The organism is Geothrix limicola, assembly GCF_030268085.1.
Taxonomy (GTDB): Bacteria; Acidobacteriota; Holophagae; order Holophagales; family Holophagaceae; genus Geothrix; species Geothrix limicola.
On sequence record NZ_BSDE01000001.1, the window covers coordinates 951,139 to 966,588 of the forward strand.

Here is a 15,450-nt window from a genome sequence, read left to right on the forward strand (position 1 = left end):
AGGCCCGGCATGCCGGGCCTCTTCTTTGCGTGAACCGCGATCTAGAACGTGTAGCGCAGCTGGGCGCCCAGGATGTTGATGTCGGCCTTGATGGTGCCGTTCAGGTTGCCGCGGGTGAGGTTGTCGTTGGCGAGCAGAGCGTTCAAGTTGGTGCCCGTCCCCGAGTTGAGTTCGACCTTGCCATCGCTGATGAAGAGGTGGCTGTAGCCCACGTCGATGGCCACCTTCTTCGAGAAGGCGTAGCTCATGCCCAACGATACCCACTTGCGGTCGTTGTCGGGAATGCGGGGGGTGCGGTGGGCATCATCCACGGCGCTCTTGTCGAAGGCGAGGCCCCCGCGGAGCGTCCACTCCTGGTTGAGCTTCCAGGTGCCACCCACGGAGACGAAGGTGGTGTCGTTCCAGCTTTCATCCGTGATGGAATCCGCCAGCCCCGTATCGAACTTCACGCGCAGTTCCTTGAAGCGGGACCAGGTGGTGCGGGCCAGCTCGCCCTGCAGGGAGAAGGTGGGCGTGGCCTTCCAGTCGAAGCCCAGCGAAGCCGTGGCGGGCAGCGCGAGGTCCGCCTGACCCTTGCCATTGCGAAGGCCGGCCGCATTCAGGGCGGCCAGATCCGTAGCGGGAATGGACGTGGGAATCTGGAAGGTGGCATCGCCCTTGAGGGTCATGGTCATGGCCGCCTGGTACGCGAGACCGAGACGGAAGTCCTGCGAAGGTTCGTAGGTAAAGCCGGCCTTCCAGCCGTAGCCCCATCCGTCGCCCTTCAGACCTGCCTGGCCGTCCCAGGCGCCGGGAATGGCATAGCCGGGCGTGCCGAAGGTGGCATTGGGGGCGCCCATGGCCACGTTGGCCACGGGGCTGTTCTGACCAGGTCCGGGGGAGGCGGTGGAGAGGCCGGCCGCCGCGAGGCCCGTGCCGACCTTCACGGCGAGCGCCGTGCCGTAGTCCACGCCGTTGGTGAGTTCGGCGTTGGCCTTGCGCGCGATGAACGCGACGCCGAAGGAGAACTCCTTGCTCACGCGGTAGGCCAGGCTCGGGGCGATATCGATGGTCTTCAGATCGGACTTCAGGGCGTGGTAGCGGCCGATCCAGTTGGAGTCGTATTCGGTGGTTAGGCCGAAGGGCACGTTCAGCGACAGGCCCAGCTTGAGGTCGTTGCTGACGCTGTACATGATGTTGAACTCAGGCAGCACGGCCGAAATGGCGGCGTTGCCATGATTGGCGGGGCCCGAAATGGTGTTCAGGTTCGTGCCCGTCACCGGGGCGCTGAAGAATCCCAGGGCCGGAAGCACGGAGGTGCGCGAGGCCGAACCGTTCTCGAACTTGGCGCTCAGCCCCACGTAGGTGCCGCCCAGGGAGAACTGGGTGTCCTGGTACTGGGTCATCACCGCCGGATTGAAGAACAGGGCGCTGATGTCGTTGCCGCCGGCGCTGATGCCCGCGAAGGCGTTGCCCTGCGCGCTCGGGCTCTGCTCGCGCAGCTGGAAGCCGCTGGCCTGGGCCTGGGGAGCAAAGGCACCGGCAGCGATCAGAGTCAGGGCGGTGAGGGTGAGGCGTGAACGATGACTCATAGGAACAGTGCTCCTGACCCGGTTTCCCCCGGGGAGAGTGGCTGTTTCCAGCCGGACGCATGGGATGAAGATGGACCACGATACCAAATCGATGCCGTCCTGCAACCACTCCCCGAAGCCTACCGTAAGGAAGGCTGATTCACGATCTAGACATCAGCAAGCAGACGTGGAGCCAACACCTCGTGCAGCGCGCGGCCTTCGGCCAATTCCTGCACCAGGGCCGAACCGATCACTGGCGTGGCGCCTTGGGCACGGATGGCGTTCAGGCTCCGGGCATCGGAGAGTCCGAAGCCGACGGCCAGCGGACGATCCCCCAGCGTCCGCAGTCCCTGGATTCGCGCGGCGACGGGCCCGAGATCCGTGCCCTGCCCTGCGCCCTGTCCTACGCCTGTGACGCCCAAACGCGCCACCACGTAGGCGAAGCGCTGGGCGAAAGGCGCAGCGGGGCCGGGATCCGGGCGCTCCGAAAGGATCTGACGGGCCCGGTCCAGGGTGGTGGTGGGCGCCAGCAGCGGCACCATCGGATAGCCCGCAGCACGCAGTTCCGCTTCGAAGGAAGCCTCCTCACCGAAGGGGAGATCCACCACCAGCAGCGCCTTCACGGGCGTGGGCGCGAGCAGGGCCTTGAGCTTCTCCGCCCCGATCTGAAGCAGCGGATTCAGGTAGGTGAAGAGGATGATGTCGGGGCTGTCCTGCAGTCCCGACAAGGCTTCCAGCACGCGCAGGGGCGTGGCGCCGCGGGCGATGGCCCGGTGCGCCGCGGCCTGGAGCACGGGACCATCCGCGATGGGATCCGAGTGTGGAAGGCCCAGTTCGATGGCGTCGAGACCGAGGGCCTTCGCCTCGGAGAGCAGCCCCGGCAGCGCGTCCAGAGAGGGATCGCCGGCCATGATGAAAGGAAGCAGGGGGTTCAGGCTCATCTCAGATTCCCAGACGCGATTGGTAAGTGGACAGGTCCTTGTCGCCGCGGCCGCTGAGGCCCAGCAGGACGGTGGCGGCGCCCTCGGCGGCGAGGGCGGGCAAGAGGGCCAGGGCATGGCTGCTTTCCAGGGCCGGCAGGATGCCTTCGGCTTCACACAGGGCGCGCGCGCCGGAGAGCGCTTCATCATCGGAGGCGCGACGCACCTCCACCTTCCCATCCAGCGCGAGGGCCGCCAATTCGGGCCCCAGGGCCGGATAGTCCAGGCCCGCGCTGATGCTGGCGGTTTCCGCCGTGTGGCCGTGCTCATCTTGAAGGAGCAGGGTCTTGCAACCATGCAGCACGCCCATGCGTCCGCCATCGAGGCGCGCGGCGTGTTCGCCGAGGGCCGAACCGTGGCCGCCGGCCTCCACCACGACGCGACGGAGGTCATCTCCCAGGAAGGGCACCAGCAGCCCCAGCCCGTTGCTGCCGCCACCCGCACAGGCGAGAACGACCTCTGGCAGAACGCCGGACTGCTCCAGCATCTGGGCGCGCGCCTCTTCGCCGATCACCGTCTGGAAGCTTCGCACCAGAGTCGGGAACGGATGGGGACCCAATGCCGAACCCAGGATGTAGTGGGCCTTGTCGCAGCGCCCCGCCCAGGCCCGGAGGGCTTCGTTCACCGCCTCCTTGAGGGTGCCCTGCCCCGCCTCCACGGGCACCACCTTGGCACCGAAGAGCCGCATGCGCGCGACGTTCGGGGCCTGGCGAGCCATGTCGACCACGCCCATGTAGACCGTGCAGTCCAGGCCCAGACGCGCACAGGCGGCCGCCGTGGCGACGCCGTGCTGGCCGGCGCCGGTCTCGGCGATGATCTCGCTCTTGCCCATGCGACGGGCGAGCAGCGCCTGGGCCAGCGCGTTGTTGATCTTGTGCGCGCCCGTGTGGGTGAGATCTTCGCGCTTGAGGAAGAGGGCCTTCAGGCCCAGCTTCGCAGCGAGCCGCGGCGCCGAGGTCAGCGGCGTGGGACGGCCCACGAAATGGCGCAACTCCGCCTTCAGTTCCGATTGGAAGGCCGCGTCCGAGATCGCGGCGCGAAAGGCCGCTTCCAGATCCAGGAGCGGCTGCACGAGGGTTTCCGGGGCATAGCAGCCACCGAGGCCCTGGGCGCCGAAGCGCGAGGGAAGGCCGAATCCTTCGGTCATGGGAACTCCAGTGCGTGGGCGGTGCGGATGAAGGCCGAAACCTTCGCGGGGTCCTTGCAGCCCGCCGAGGCTTCGAGGCGACTGGCAGCGTCAACGCCTTGGAATTGAGCGCGTGACGAGCCGGGAAGTGAGGCGAGGCGTTCACTCAGATTCGAAGCCTCGAGCCCACCGGCCAACAGAAAGGGCCCCGGCGGCGGATGGACCATGGCGTGGCCTTGCCCCGATCCCCCCGCCAGGCCCGTGGCCTTGGCGCTGGGCTCCCAGAGGTAGAGATCCGCGGGAATCACGGCCTGGTCGGGCTCGTCGGACCAGGGCAGCAGGACGAACAGGCCCGCCTCGCGCAGCAGCTGCGCGCCGCGTTCCCGCTCCGACAGCGGCAGGTGGGGCTGCACGCGGCGGAAACCGTGGCGGCGGGCCGCTTCCAGGATGGCTTCGCCGCGCTCCGCCACCTGCACGAGCACGGCGCGATCCAGGTAGGGCGAGGCCACCGACAAGTCGGCGCAGTGCCGGGGACTCGGCGGATGCGACACGAAACCCAGCAGATCGGCGCCCTCCGCCGCCGCATGGGCGACGTCCTCCGCGCGGACCAGGCCGCAGACCTTGGCGAGGGCCTTCACGAAACCTCCGTTCGCAGGCCCGTGAGGATGCGGCCGAGGAAGTCGCGGGGATCGGGGCTGCGCATCAGCGCCTCACCGATGAGCACGGAATCGAAGCCCGCGCGCAGGGCCGCCCGCGCGTCCTCGGGCGTGGCCAGTCCCGATTCGCGGATGAGCACCGCCTCCGGAAAGGCCTTCCGCAGAGGCGCCGCCGTGGGTTCGCCGAGGGTGAAGGTCGAGAGGTCGCGGGCGTTGATGCCGACGAGGCGCGCCTCGGCTGCCTGGGCGAAACCCACCTCCGTGAGGTCATGCAGTTCGACCAGAGGCTCCAGGCCACGGGCGCGTGCCGCCTCGGCGAAGGCCGCCGTGTGGCCCTTCAGCACCCGCGCGATGAGCAGCACGGCTTCGGCGCCCGCGGATTCCGCTTCAGCGAGCTGGGCTTCGGAGATCACGAAACCTTTGTAGAGCCTCGGCGCACCCAGTTCCGCCGCGGTCCGAAGGTGCTCGGAGGAGCCCTTGAAATAGGCCGGCTCCGCCAGGATGGAGAAGACCGAAGCGCCACCTTCGAGGTAGGCCCGTAGCTGGGCCAGCAGCGGCGTGCCCATGGCGAAGGGACCGAGGGAGGGCGAGGCCTGCTTGTACTCGGCGATCACGGCGCCGCCCCTGGCCGCCGCATCACGGCGCAGGGCCGCTTCGAAGGGGCCGGGCGGATTCAGGCGCGGGCGCCGGGGCGCGGGAGTCGCGGGCAGCTTCGACACGCGGGCCAGTTCGGAAACGAGCACCCGCTGCAGGTGGGAGGTAGAGGGCAGTCCAGTCGTGTGGACGAGGGAGGCCGGCTCGGGAAGGCGGATCATGCGGGCACCTGGGGAGGCAGGGTGAAAGGCAGGCTGAAACCCCGGTCGAGCCGCAGGCGGGCTTCCCGCAGGGTGTCGCCCAGGCCCTCGAGGCCGAGGTTCCGGTGAAGGTGGAGGCCCAGGGAGACCTGCAGCGCCACGGCCTCGGCCACGGGGGGCCGGAAATCCGCGTGGGAGACGCCGCCGAAGAGGCCCCGCGCCACGGCCAACGCCTCGGCCCGGTCGCTGACGCGCAGGGCATGACGCGGGGGCGGCGCGATGCCCAGCTCGCGGGGCACCAGCACCTGGGGCGGCGCCACCTGGCCGTCCACCACGGCGCGCACGGTGGTGGGACCTTCGATGGAGGCCTCGTCGAGGCCCTTCCCTTCCGCGTCCTTGCCGTGGATGACGAAGGCGCGACGCAGGCTGGGACGCCGCGCCAGGGCGCCCGCCATGGGGGCCAGCAGGTCTTCGCGGGCCACGCCCAGCAGCTGCAGGGGCGGCTTGCCGGGGTTCAGCAGGGGGCCCAGCAGATTGAAGATCGTGGGGATGCCCAGGCGCTTGCGGATCTCGCGCAGGCGGCCCAGCAGCGGGTGGTAGGCCGGCGCGAACAGGAAGGCGAAGGATCGCGTCTTCAGATCCTCGGCCAGATCGGCGCTGGGGCGCGCCAGATCGTAGCCCAGGGCCTCCAGCAGGTCCGCGCTGCCGCAGACGCCCGTGGCGGCGCGATTGCCGTGCTTCACGACGGGCACGCCGAAGTGGGGCAACAGCAGGGCCGCCAGGGTGCTGAGGTTGGCGGTGGAGGAACCGTCTCCCCCCGTGCCGCAGGTATCAAGCGCATCTGAGGGCACGGAGGGAAAGGGCACGGCCACGTCCGACAGGGCGTCGGCGAAGGCCGCCAGCTCGTGGGCCTCGGGCACGCGCTGGGCCAGCAGGGCCAGGCAGGCGCCCACCAGCAGGGCGTCCGTATCCTGGTCGATGAACATGCGCATGAGTTCGGAGGCCGTTTCCGCCGGCAGGGGACGGATGGGGTTGTGGGTGGTCAGCAGGGTCATCGGGATCTTTCCTGGGCGAGTCGGAGGAAGTTGGCGAGCATGGCTGGGCCATCGGGCGTGAGGATGCTTTCGGGGTGGAACTGGACGCCCCAGCGCGGAAGGTGGCGATGTTCCATCGCCATGATTTCGCCGCCGGGGCTGCGGCCCGTGACGCGCCAGCAATCCGGAAGAGAGGCCGGATCGGCGATGAGGCTGTGATATCGGCCCACGGGCAGCCCCGCGGGCAGGCCCGTGAAGAGGCCGGTGCCGTCGTGTTCCAGCGAAGTGGCTTCGCCGTGCAGGGGTTCGAGGGCGCGGGTCACGCGGCCGCCCGTGGCGGCGGCCAGGGCCTGATGACCGAGGCAGACGCCGAGCAGCGGCACGGCCCAGTCCGAACCCGCCAGGGCCATGTGGGCGGGGCTTTCCGTGGGGTGGCCGGGGCCCGGCGAGAGCACCACGGCGTCGGGATGGAGCGCCTTCGCATCGGCCAAGGTGATCGCATCGTGACGGACCACGCGCACCTCGGCGCCGAGGGTCTCGAAGGCCTGCACCAGGTTGTAGGTGAAGGAATCCAGCGCGTCGATCAGAAGAACCTTCATGGGGGCCACTGGGATCATCGGGAGGCTCCGGGCAACTGGACGCCCAGGGCCTGAGCGATGGCGCCGAGCTTGTGCAGGGTTTCAAAATATTCCGCTTCGGGTTTCGAGGCGCGCACCACGCCGGCCCCCGCCTGGATGTAAGCCGACCCGCCGGTGTAGACCGCCGTGCGCAGGATCAGCGCCGTGTCGAGCACGCCGTCGGCGCCCAGCCTCAGCAGCACGCCGCCGTAGGGGCCGCGCACCTCGCCTTCGAGTTCGGCGATGCGCTGGCAGGCGCGGAGCTTGGGCGCGCCGCTGACGGTGCCCGCGGGGAAGGCCGCGGCCAGCACGTCCAGCGCGTCCACGCCAGGTTTCAGCTTCGCCTTCACCGTGGTCGTCAGGTGCAGCACGTGGCTGGTGCGCTGCAGGGCCAGCGGCAGTTCCACCCGGACGCCGCCGGGCACGGCGACGCGGCCCAGGTCGTTGCGGGCGAGGTCCACCAGCATCTGGTGCTCGGCCAGTTCCTTGGGATCGCGCTTCAGGGCTTCGAAGCGCTCGGCGTCCTCTTCGGCATTGGCGCCCCGGGGCACGGTGCCCGCGATGGGCAGGGTTTCGGCCTCATCGCCCTGGACGCGCACGAGCATTTCCGGCGAGGCGCCCACCAATGCGAAATCACCCCATTCGAGCAGGAAGCCATAGGGACTCGGGTTGAGGCGGCGCAGGCGCCGGTAGGCCTCCATGGGCCGGGGCGGATCCTCGATGCGGAAGCGCTGGCTGGGCACCAGCTGGTAGATGTCGCCGTCGAGGATCAGCTCCTGGGCCGCGGCCACGGCACCCTCGTAGGCTTCGCGGGCCATGAGCGGGCGGGCCTTGGGCTCGAAATGGCCGGGGCCCGGATCCTTCGCCCCTTCCAGCAGCAGGGCCTTCAGGGCCGCCAGCCGTGCAAAGCCCGCCGCCGGATCCGCATCCAGGGTCTGCAACTCCGCCACCTGGTGCAGGTGGTCGAAGACGAGGGCCGTGTCGAAGCGGCGCACCCAGAGGCCGGGCAGACCGAGGCTGTTCCGCGCGGGCAGGGCCAGGCTGGGTTCCTGCGCCCCCATGGCCTCGAAGCCCAGGTACCCGGCGCAGCCCACGCCCACGGGCAGGCCCTCACGTAAGGCCGGCAGGACAGCCTCCGGATCATGGATCGTGTCGGCGGGCGTCTCGCCCCCCAGCTCGCGCAGGGCCTCCACCCAGCCCCTGGCGGGGGCCTCCATGCGGCATTCGGCAGGGCCTTCGAGCAGAACGAAGCTGTGGCGGCCCACCCGCTCGCCCTGGTCGCAGGATTCGAGCAGCAGGCTGGCGCCCGCGGGCCGCAGCGCGAGGTAGGTCGCGAGGGGCGTCAGCAGGTCCGCGGGGAGGGGATGTCGGATCAGGTGCATGGGGAAGACCTTGGAGAAAACCAGATGGGGTGTGGGGGTTCGGGGGTGTGCGCGAAGCGCGGAAGCACCGGCGGGCATGAACGAAAAAGCCCGACCAGAAGGTCGGGCTCGGAGGGTCCGGAATGGCGTCGGCCGTCAGGCCTCGCACAGGGAGCCGTCCGAGCCCATACGCCACCACCAAGCCTCGCAAGAGAGGCCCTGGCAGGGGATCGGGAAGGACAGCAGCATGGAAGCGATGAAACCCGATTCCCGTGCCTTCTGTCAAGTCCTGGCGGGCCTCCTTCCGGCAAGTGTGGTTTGATGGGGGATTGCTTGCGGATGGACATGGATTCTTCAGAACGGCCCTCCACCATTCACACCGAGGAAGCCCTGGCACCCCGGGCGCCCTGGCACTTCCTGCGGGCCTCCCTGCCCGGCGGCTTCACCCGCTGGGGCTGGGGCCTCATGGGCGGGTGGATGCTCGTGCTGCTGGGGCCCGCCCTCGGCTGGGCCGGCCACCTGCGCCGGGCCGCCGGGTGGAGCGCCCTGCCCAGCCACTGGGGCGAGAGCCTGACCACCCGCGACATCTGGGAGCTCTGGGAGAACGGTGGCCTGCAGCACCGCCTCACCAATTCGCCCACCGTGCACCTGCTGGGTCTGGGCATGGTCATCGTCCTCTGGTGCGGGTGGCGGATGCAGGCCGAAAGCGCCGAACTGAAGGCCCGCCTGGGCCCGTGGCTGCTAGGCGCGCTGGACACGGTCCTCATCGGCTTCCTGCCCCTGGGCGCCCTGACCTGGGCCATCGCCTCGATCCTCGGACAGCTCGGCGGATCTGGCCTGGATTTCCTCGGCTGGATCGCCTTCTTCGGCCGGCCCCTCGCCTGGATGGCGCTGGTGGCGGCCCTCAACCTGCAGTGGTGGTTCTGCCGCATGGGCCGGGCCGCGGGACTGAGCCGAGGCTACCTCGCGCACCTGGGTGATTCGTTCTTGCGCCTATGGCTGCACCCCATCCAGTGGGGCCTGGTGTCCGTGGGTGGCGCCGCGCTGCGGTCCCTGCTGCCCTTCCTCGTCCTGCTGCTGGCCTGGCGGATGGGTGGCGGCACCACCTTCCGCGTCTGGCTCTTTCTCGGGCTCCAGCTCCTGGTCACGGGCCTCAACGGCTGGCTGATGGGCTGGCTGCTGAGGACGACAGCCCGTTTCTGGAATCACGATGTCGCCGTGCGGGAAGCCCGCGTGGCCTTGAAGGAATCCGTCCGTGAAGCACAGATCAGCTAGCGCCCTTCTCTTCTCCCTGCTGTCGCTGTCCCTGACGGCGCAGGTCGCGGCGACGAAGGCCGAGGTCATCCCGGTCAACGCCACCATTCCCGAAGATCCTGCCATCCAGAAGGTCATCGCGCCCCTCGCCGCCGAGATCAAGGCCAGCTTCGACCTGCCCCTGGTGCAGGCGCCCCAGGGCGTGTTCCGGGGCCGCAAGGGCGAGGAGAACCTGCTGGGCTACTGGGTGAGCGACGTCATGCGCAAGGCGGCCCAGAACGTCATCGGCGCACCCGTGCGCTTCGCCATCACCAATGCGGGCGGACTGCGCTCGAACCTGCGGCCGGGCCAGCTCAAGGTGGCCGATATCTTCGAACTGATGCCCTTCGAGAACGAACTGGTGGTCGTCGAACTCACGGGCGCCGAAGTCATCGAGGTGGTGAAGGAAGGCATCGTCCGCCGCGGTGGCGAGCCCTGCTCCGGCGTGAAGGCCGTGGTGGGCGGCACCCCCGAGGCCGGGACCTACACCCTCACCTGGGAGGACGGCAGCCCCATCGATCCGAAAGCCCTCGTGAAGGTCGCCACCTCGGACTACCTCTACGGCGGCGGGGACTCCATCCCGACGTTGAAGAAGGGGCGCAAGCCCTTCACGACGGGCGTGACGCTGCGCCAGATGCTGCTGGACGAATGCGGCGCCCTGGCCAAGGCCAAGCAGGACCTGCTGCCTCCGGCCCTCGGCCGCTACACCATCCCCGAGCCGATCCAGGCGGCCATCCGCGACAAGAAATTCAAGCTGTAGGTGCTGACCATGGATCGCCGCGATTTCCTCGCCTCCCTCAGCGCCACCGCCCTCGCCAGCGCCGTCACCAGCCAGATCCCCCTGAGGGCCGGCGCCGAACAGGCCCCTTCTGCCTCGGGCCGCATCACCCTCCTGCACACCAACGACACCCATTCCCGCATCGAGCCCTTCGGCCCCGGCAACGGCAACCTCAGCGGCCTGGGCGGCATGGCCCGCCGCGCCACCCTCGTCCGCCAACTGCGCCAGCAGCTCGGCGCCGTGCTGCTGCTGGATGCCGGCGACACCTTCCAGGGCACGCCCTACTTCAACCGTTACAAGGGCCGCCTCGACTACCAGCTCATGCGCATGGTGGGCTACGACGCGGGCACCCTGGGCAATCACGATTTCGACAACGGCGTGGGCATGCTGGTCGAAGCCATGGAATCCATGGAACAGCTCCAGCACGCCAATCCGCCATTCGTCTTCCTCAATTGCAATTTCGACTGCAAAGGCGCCCCCGCCCTCGGCAAGCGGCTGCGCCCCTACCTGGTGCGCGAGTTCCCGGGCCTGCGCGTGGGCCTCACGGGCGTGGGCGTGGCCTTCGCGGGCCTGGTGGCCCCGAAGAACCACGAGGGCATCACCTGGAAGGATCCCTACGAATCCCTGAAGCCCGTCGTGAAGCACCTGCGCGAGGTGGAGAAGGTCGACCTGGTGGTGGTGCTCTCACACCTGGGCTACGACCTGCACGGCACGGCCCCGGACGACCTGCAGATGCCCGGCCAGGTGGCGGGCATCGACGCCATCATCGGCGGGCACAGCCACACCTTCCTGGACAAGCCCACCAAGGTGCCTCAGGCCCAGGGCGAAACCCTCATCTTCCAGGTGGGCTTCGGGGGCGTGAATCTGGGTCGCATGGACTTCGCCATGACCCAGGGGAAGGTCCGCGCGGCCTCAGGATCGGCCCTGCCCGTCGGGAGTTGATTGCTGTCGTGACCGAAGTCCCAAACCGCCGGTTCCGTGGGGAATGCCGCTTGATGCGAGCCTTCCCCCATGGGAGTCTGCCTTGTTACCCGTTCTTCGGATTCGCCTGCCGCCAGTCGCCCGACCCAGGCGGAGCCTGACACCTAAGGAGCAGCCATGACCACGCAGAAAATCATCTGGACCGAGATCGACGAAGCGCCCGCTCTCGCCACCTATTCCCTGCTGCCCGTCATCCAGGCCTTCACCCGTGGCACCGGCATCGAGGTCGAGACCTCGGACATCTCCCTGGCCGGGCGCATCCTCGCGAACTTCCCGGAGAACCTCACCGAGGCCCAGCGGGTTCCCGACAACCTGGCCCGCCTGGGCGAGCTTGCGCAGAAGCCCGAAGCCAACATCATCAAGCTGCCCAACATCAGCGCCTCGATCCCCCAGCTCATCGCGGCCATCAAGGAGCTGAAGTCCCAGGGCTACAACCTTCCCGACTATCCCGAGCAGCCCTCCGATGAGGTGGAGAAGGCCATCCAGGCCCGCTATGCCAAGGTGCTGGGCAGCGCCGTGAACCCGGTCCTCCGCGAGGGCAACTCCGACCGCCGGGCGCCGCTCTCCGTGAAGAACTACGCCAAGAAGCACCCGCACAAGATGGGCGCCTGGGCTCCCGATTCCAAGGCCCGCGTCGCCCACATGAGCGCCGGCGACTTCTACGGCAGCGAAACATCAACCACCCTGCCGAAGCCCACCACGGCCCGCATCGAGTTCGTAGCCGGCGACGGTTCGGTCAAGGTGCTGAAGGACAAGCTCGCCCTGAAGGAAGGCGAGGTGCTCGACGCCTCCGTGATGAACGTCCGCTCCCTGCGGGCCTTCTACGCCGAGCAGATCGACACGGCCAAGCAGGAGGGACTGCTGCTCTCTCTGCACCTGAAGGCCACCATGATGAAGATCTCTGATCCCGTCATGTTCGGGCATGCCGTGTCGGTGTTCTTCCAGCCCTTCTTCGACAAGCACAGCGCCACCCTCAGCGAGCTGGGCGTCAACACCGCCAACGGCCTGGGCGACGTCTACGCCAAGATCCAGGCCCTGCCCGAAGCCAAGCGCGCCGAGATCGAGGCCGACATCATGGCCGTCTACACCAACCGGCCCGCCCTCGCCATGGTGGATTCCGACAAGGGCATCACCAACCTGCACGTGCCCAACGACATCATCGTGGATGCCTCCATGCCCGTGGTGGTGCGTGATTCCGGCAAGATGTGGGGCGCCGACGGCAAGCTGCATGACACCCTGGCCATGATCCCGGACCGCTGCTACGCGACGATGTACAAGGCCGTCATCGAGGACTGCCAGAAGCACGGCGCCTTCGATCCCGCCACCATCGGCAGCGTGCCCAACGTCGGCCTCATGGCCCAGAAGGCCGAGGAATACGGCTCCCACGACAAGACCTTCTTCGCCCCGGCCAACGGCACCATCCGCATCGTCGACGCCGACGGCGCCACCCTGCTCAGCCAGCCGGTGGAAGCCGGTGACATCTTCCGCGCCTGCCAGGCCAAGGACGCGCCCATCCAGGACTGGGTGAAGCTGGCCGTCACCCGCGCCCGCATCACCGGCGCGCCTGCGATCTTCTGGCTCGACAAGAACCGCGCCCACGATGTGCAGATCATCGCCAAGGTCGAGAAGTATCTGAAGAACCACGACACGACGGGCCTGGACATCCGCATCCTGCATCCCGTCGATGCCATGAAGCTCTCCTGCGAGCGCATCCGCAAGGGCCTGGACACCATCTCCGTCACCGGCAACGTGCTGCGCGACTACCTCACGGACCTGTTCCCCATCATCGAGCTGGGCACCAGCGCCAAGATGCTTTCCGTCGTGCCCCTGCTGGGCGGCGGCGGCCTCTTCGAGACCGGTGCGGGCGGCTCGGCCCCCAAGCACGTGCAGCAGTTCCAGAAGGAGGGTTACCTCCGCTGGGACAGCCTCGGCGAGTTCAGCGCCTTCTGCGCCTCGCTGGAGCACGTGGCCAACGCCTTCAAGAACGCCAAGGCCGCCGTGCTGGCCGAGACGCTGGACCAGGCCATCGCCAAGTTCCTCGACAACGACAAGTCCCCGGCGCGCAAGGTCGGCCAGATCGACAACCGCGGCAGCCACTTCTACCTCGCCCTCTACTGGGCCGAGGCCCTGGCCGCCCAGACCAAGGATGCCGAGTTGAAGGCCCGCTTCGCCCAGGTCGCCAAAGCCCTGAGCGAGAACGAAGGCAAGATCAACGGCGAACTCATCGCCGCCCAGGGCAGCCCCGTCGACATGGGCGGCTACTACCACCCCGACAAGGTAAAGACCGGCGCGGCCATGCGCCCCAGCGCCACCTTCAACGCCATCATCGACGGGTTGAAGTAGTCGATTGATCCAGCCATCAGAAACGGCCCGCATCCGCGGGCCGTTTGCTTGCCATCGCAAAACCGGTCGAACAGGACCCAGCCTGGCCAACGGTTTTGAACCGCCAAGGTCCTTGTCATGATGATCGGATCGTCTCTTGATAGGTGAACCACCATGGTACATGCGCTGCTTCTCGTCGGTCTGGTTCTGTGCGCGAACCTGCCGGCCGAGGCGCCTTCCCGACCCTCCCAGGTTGCAGAAGCCACCGTCGAACCTGCTTTCATTGGGGAGACCGTGGAGGCCCTCGGAACCGCCTTGCGTCGTGAATACTTCGATCCGGTTGTGGCCTCCAGGGTTTCCGGAGGGTTGCAAAGGCGTCTAGCCGAAGGCCGCTATCAGCGGGTTTCGACACTCGAGTCACTGGCAAAAACGCTGACAGATGATCTCTATGCGATGACGAACGACAAGCACCTTCAGGTGTCCATCGCTCCGGTGACTCCGCCTGGCGCAGTCGAAGCTACTGCAGCGGCCAATACACCGCGTGAAGTCACGGCGCGGCGAGCAAACTTCGGCATCCAGCGCATTGAAATCCTGCCGGGCAATGTGGGATACCTCCACCTCACAGCCTTCTATCGCCCGAACGAAGCCCGCGAAGCCATCGCTTCGGCGATGGCCATCCTGCGCCACACGGATGCGCTCATCCTCGATCTCCGTGACAACGGTGGAGGATCCTCGGGAACCCTCGCCTTGATGGCGAGCTATTTCTGCGAAGCCCAGGGCCTTCCCCTTTTCGACGTGGTTCCTAGGCCACCCGGAAAGGTGACCACGTTTACGACTGAAGCCACCGCTCTCCAAGATCGAAATGAACGGCGACCCACCTATGTGTTGGTTTCCGGAAACACATGGTCGGCGGGTGAGGGACTCGCCTTCCTCCTCCAGGAGCGCCATCGGGCCGAGGTGATTGGCGAGGTGACTCAAGGGGCCGGGAATCAAGCACAAACGCATCGCCTCAACTCCCGATTCGACGTGACCATCCCGAACGGAAGCGTTCGAACGGCCATTCGAAATCAAAGCTGGGAAGGCAAGGGCGTGCTGCCAGACATTCCTGCGACCAGCTCCGATTCGTTACGCATCGCCCATACCCGTGCGCTCCAGAGGCTGTTGAAGAGCGCACACAGCGGGACTTGGCGCGATGCCCTCGAAAGCCACCTGCGCCTGCTCGAAGGCCGATGAGATGAGGGTGTCTGGCGAATGAGGGGCGAGTTGATTCCAGCGGCACCCCCACCCATGCTGGTTCCATGCGCCGATTGAAGGAAGTTGCCACCCACCGCTTCCGCGAGAAGGCTTCGGTCTTTCTCACGGAATTGCATCCCGCCCGGGATGCGGCCGAACGGGCGGCGGTGTTGGCGCTGCTTCGCAAGCGCGACTTCGACGCCACCCACCACTGCAGCGCCTGGCGGGAGGGTGTGCCGGTCTCGGCCTTCGGCGCCGATGATGACGGCGAGCCTTCGGGCACCGCCGGAAGGCCCATGCTGGCGGTGCTGGAAGGCGCGGAAGCCACGGATCTCATCGCCGTCTGCATCCGGTGGTACGGGGGCACGAGGCTCGGCACCGGGGGCCTCGTGCGTGCCTACACGGAGGGCGTGCAAGGAGCCCTGGCCGAAGCCGATGCCCGCGGGGCCTGGGAGGAGGTCCGCATTCTCCGTATCGGCGAGGTGCAGGTACCCAGCGCCCAGGCCCACCTGCCCTTCGCTCTGCTGGGGGCCTTCCCCGAAGCGTCGGTGCTCGAACAGACCTTCGACGAGGATTCGGCCCGGCTGCGCTTCGAGTGTCCTCCGGACCTGGTGCCGGCCCTCGATCACGCCTGGCGGGAACGCAGCCGGGGCGGCCTGATTCGTTGGGAATGATGGTTCGCCGGTCCTGACCCGTCATTCGCCGATCCCTGCCCGGAATCGGAT

The 15,450-nt window shown here is 68.0% G+C and carries 14 protein-coding genes; 6 read left to right on the forward strand and 8 right to left on the reverse strand.

Going from position 1 to position 15,450, the window contains the following annotated elements; translation table 11 throughout:
- Positions 1 to 41: 41 nt before the first annotated feature.
- The 8 genes from QSJ34_RS04040 to QSJ34_RS04075 all read right to left on the reverse strand — a co-directional run bounded on the left by QSJ34_RS04040 (position 42) and on the right by QSJ34_RS04075 (position 8,139).
- Positions 42 to 1,571, reverse strand: coding sequence for an OmpP1/FadL family transporter (locus QSJ34_RS04040; RefSeq protein ID WP_285570660.1), 1,530 nt, complete (start codon positions 1,569 to 1,571; stop codon positions 42 to 44).
- Positions 1,572 to 1,717: 146 nt separating this feature from the next.
- Complete coding sequence (gene trpA, locus QSJ34_RS04045) at positions 1,718 to 2,491, reverse strand: tryptophan synthase subunit alpha (protein ID WP_285570662.1); 774 nt, start codon at positions 2,489 to 2,491, stop codon at positions 1,718 to 1,720.
- Position 2,492: 1 nt separating this feature from the next.
- The gene (trpB, locus tag QSJ34_RS04050) at positions 2,493 to 3,677 is read right to left on the reverse strand and encodes a tryptophan synthase subunit beta (protein ID WP_285570664.1); all 1,185 of its coding nucleotides are present in this window, start codon (positions 3,675 to 3,677) and stop codon (positions 2,493 to 2,495) included.
- Positions 3,674 to 4,294: a phosphoribosylanthranilate isomerase gene (gene trpF / locus QSJ34_RS04055; protein WP_285570666.1), complete on the reverse strand. Its 621-nt coding sequence runs from the start codon at positions 4,292 to 4,294 to the stop codon at positions 3,674 to 3,676. Before trpF ends, trpB begins: the two co-directional genes overlap by 4 nt.
- Positions 4,291 to 5,127, reverse strand: coding sequence for an indole-3-glycerol-phosphate synthase (locus tag QSJ34_RS04060; protein ID WP_285570667.1), 837 nt, complete (start codon positions 5,125 to 5,127; stop codon positions 4,291 to 4,293). Before QSJ34_RS04060 ends, trpF begins: the two co-directional genes overlap by 4 nt.
- The gene (trpD, locus tag QSJ34_RS04065; protein ID WP_285570668.1) at positions 5,124 to 6,161 is read right to left on the reverse strand and encodes an anthranilate phosphoribosyltransferase; all 1,038 of its coding nucleotides are present in this window, start codon (positions 6,159 to 6,161) and stop codon (positions 5,124 to 5,126) included. The genes QSJ34_RS04060 and trpD overlap by 4 nt, the downstream gene beginning before the upstream one ends.
- Positions 6,158 to 6,739, reverse strand: coding sequence for an anthranilate synthase component II (locus QSJ34_RS04070; RefSeq protein WP_285570669.1), 582 nt, complete (start codon positions 6,737 to 6,739; stop codon positions 6,158 to 6,160). The genes trpD and QSJ34_RS04070 overlap by 4 nt, the downstream gene beginning before the upstream one ends.
- 14 nt (positions 6,740 to 6,753) lie before the next feature.
- Entirely contained in the window at positions 6,754 to 8,139 is a 1,386-nt protein-coding gene (locus QSJ34_RS04075) for an anthranilate synthase component I family protein (protein ID WP_285570671.1), read from the reverse strand.
- A 324-nt stretch (positions 8,140 to 8,463) separates the two neighbouring features.
- On the opposite strand from QSJ34_RS04075, the gene QSJ34_RS04080 reads away from it, so the two are divergent.
- From QSJ34_RS04080 to QSJ34_RS04105, 6 genes are all read left to right on the forward strand, one after another.
- Complete coding sequence (locus QSJ34_RS04080; RefSeq protein WP_285570672.1) at positions 8,464 to 9,393, forward strand: hypothetical protein; 930 nt, start codon at positions 8,464 to 8,466, stop codon at positions 9,391 to 9,393.
- A complete protein-coding gene (locus QSJ34_RS04085; RefSeq protein WP_285570674.1) occupies positions 9,374 to 10,171 on the forward strand; it encodes a 5'-nucleotidase C-terminal domain-containing protein in 798 nt (265 codons plus the stop codon). The genes QSJ34_RS04080 and QSJ34_RS04085 overlap by 20 nt, the downstream gene beginning before the upstream one ends.
- Before the next feature lie 9 nt (positions 10,172 to 10,180).
- Entirely contained in the window at positions 10,181 to 11,131 is a 951-nt protein-coding gene (locus tag QSJ34_RS04090) for a bifunctional metallophosphatase/5'-nucleotidase (RefSeq protein WP_285570677.1), read from the forward strand.
- 156 nt (positions 11,132 to 11,287) lie between these two features.
- A complete protein-coding gene (locus QSJ34_RS04095; protein ID WP_285570679.1) occupies positions 11,288 to 13,513 on the forward strand; it encodes an NADP-dependent isocitrate dehydrogenase in 2,226 nt (741 codons plus the stop codon).
- 153 nt (positions 13,514 to 13,666) lie between these two features.
- The gene (locus tag QSJ34_RS04100; RefSeq protein WP_285570681.1) at positions 13,667 to 14,725 is read left to right on the forward strand and encodes a S41 family peptidase; all 1,059 of its coding nucleotides are present in this window, start codon (positions 13,667 to 13,669) and stop codon (positions 14,723 to 14,725) included.
- A gap of 65 nt (positions 14,726 to 14,790) precedes the next feature.
- Positions 14,791 to 15,399 (forward strand): IMPACT family protein, encoded by a 609-nt coding sequence (locus tag QSJ34_RS04105; RefSeq protein ID WP_285570683.1) that lies wholly within the window; start codon positions 14,791 to 14,793, stop codon positions 15,397 to 15,399.
- The last annotated feature ends 51 nt before the right edge of the window (positions 15,400 to 15,450 follow it).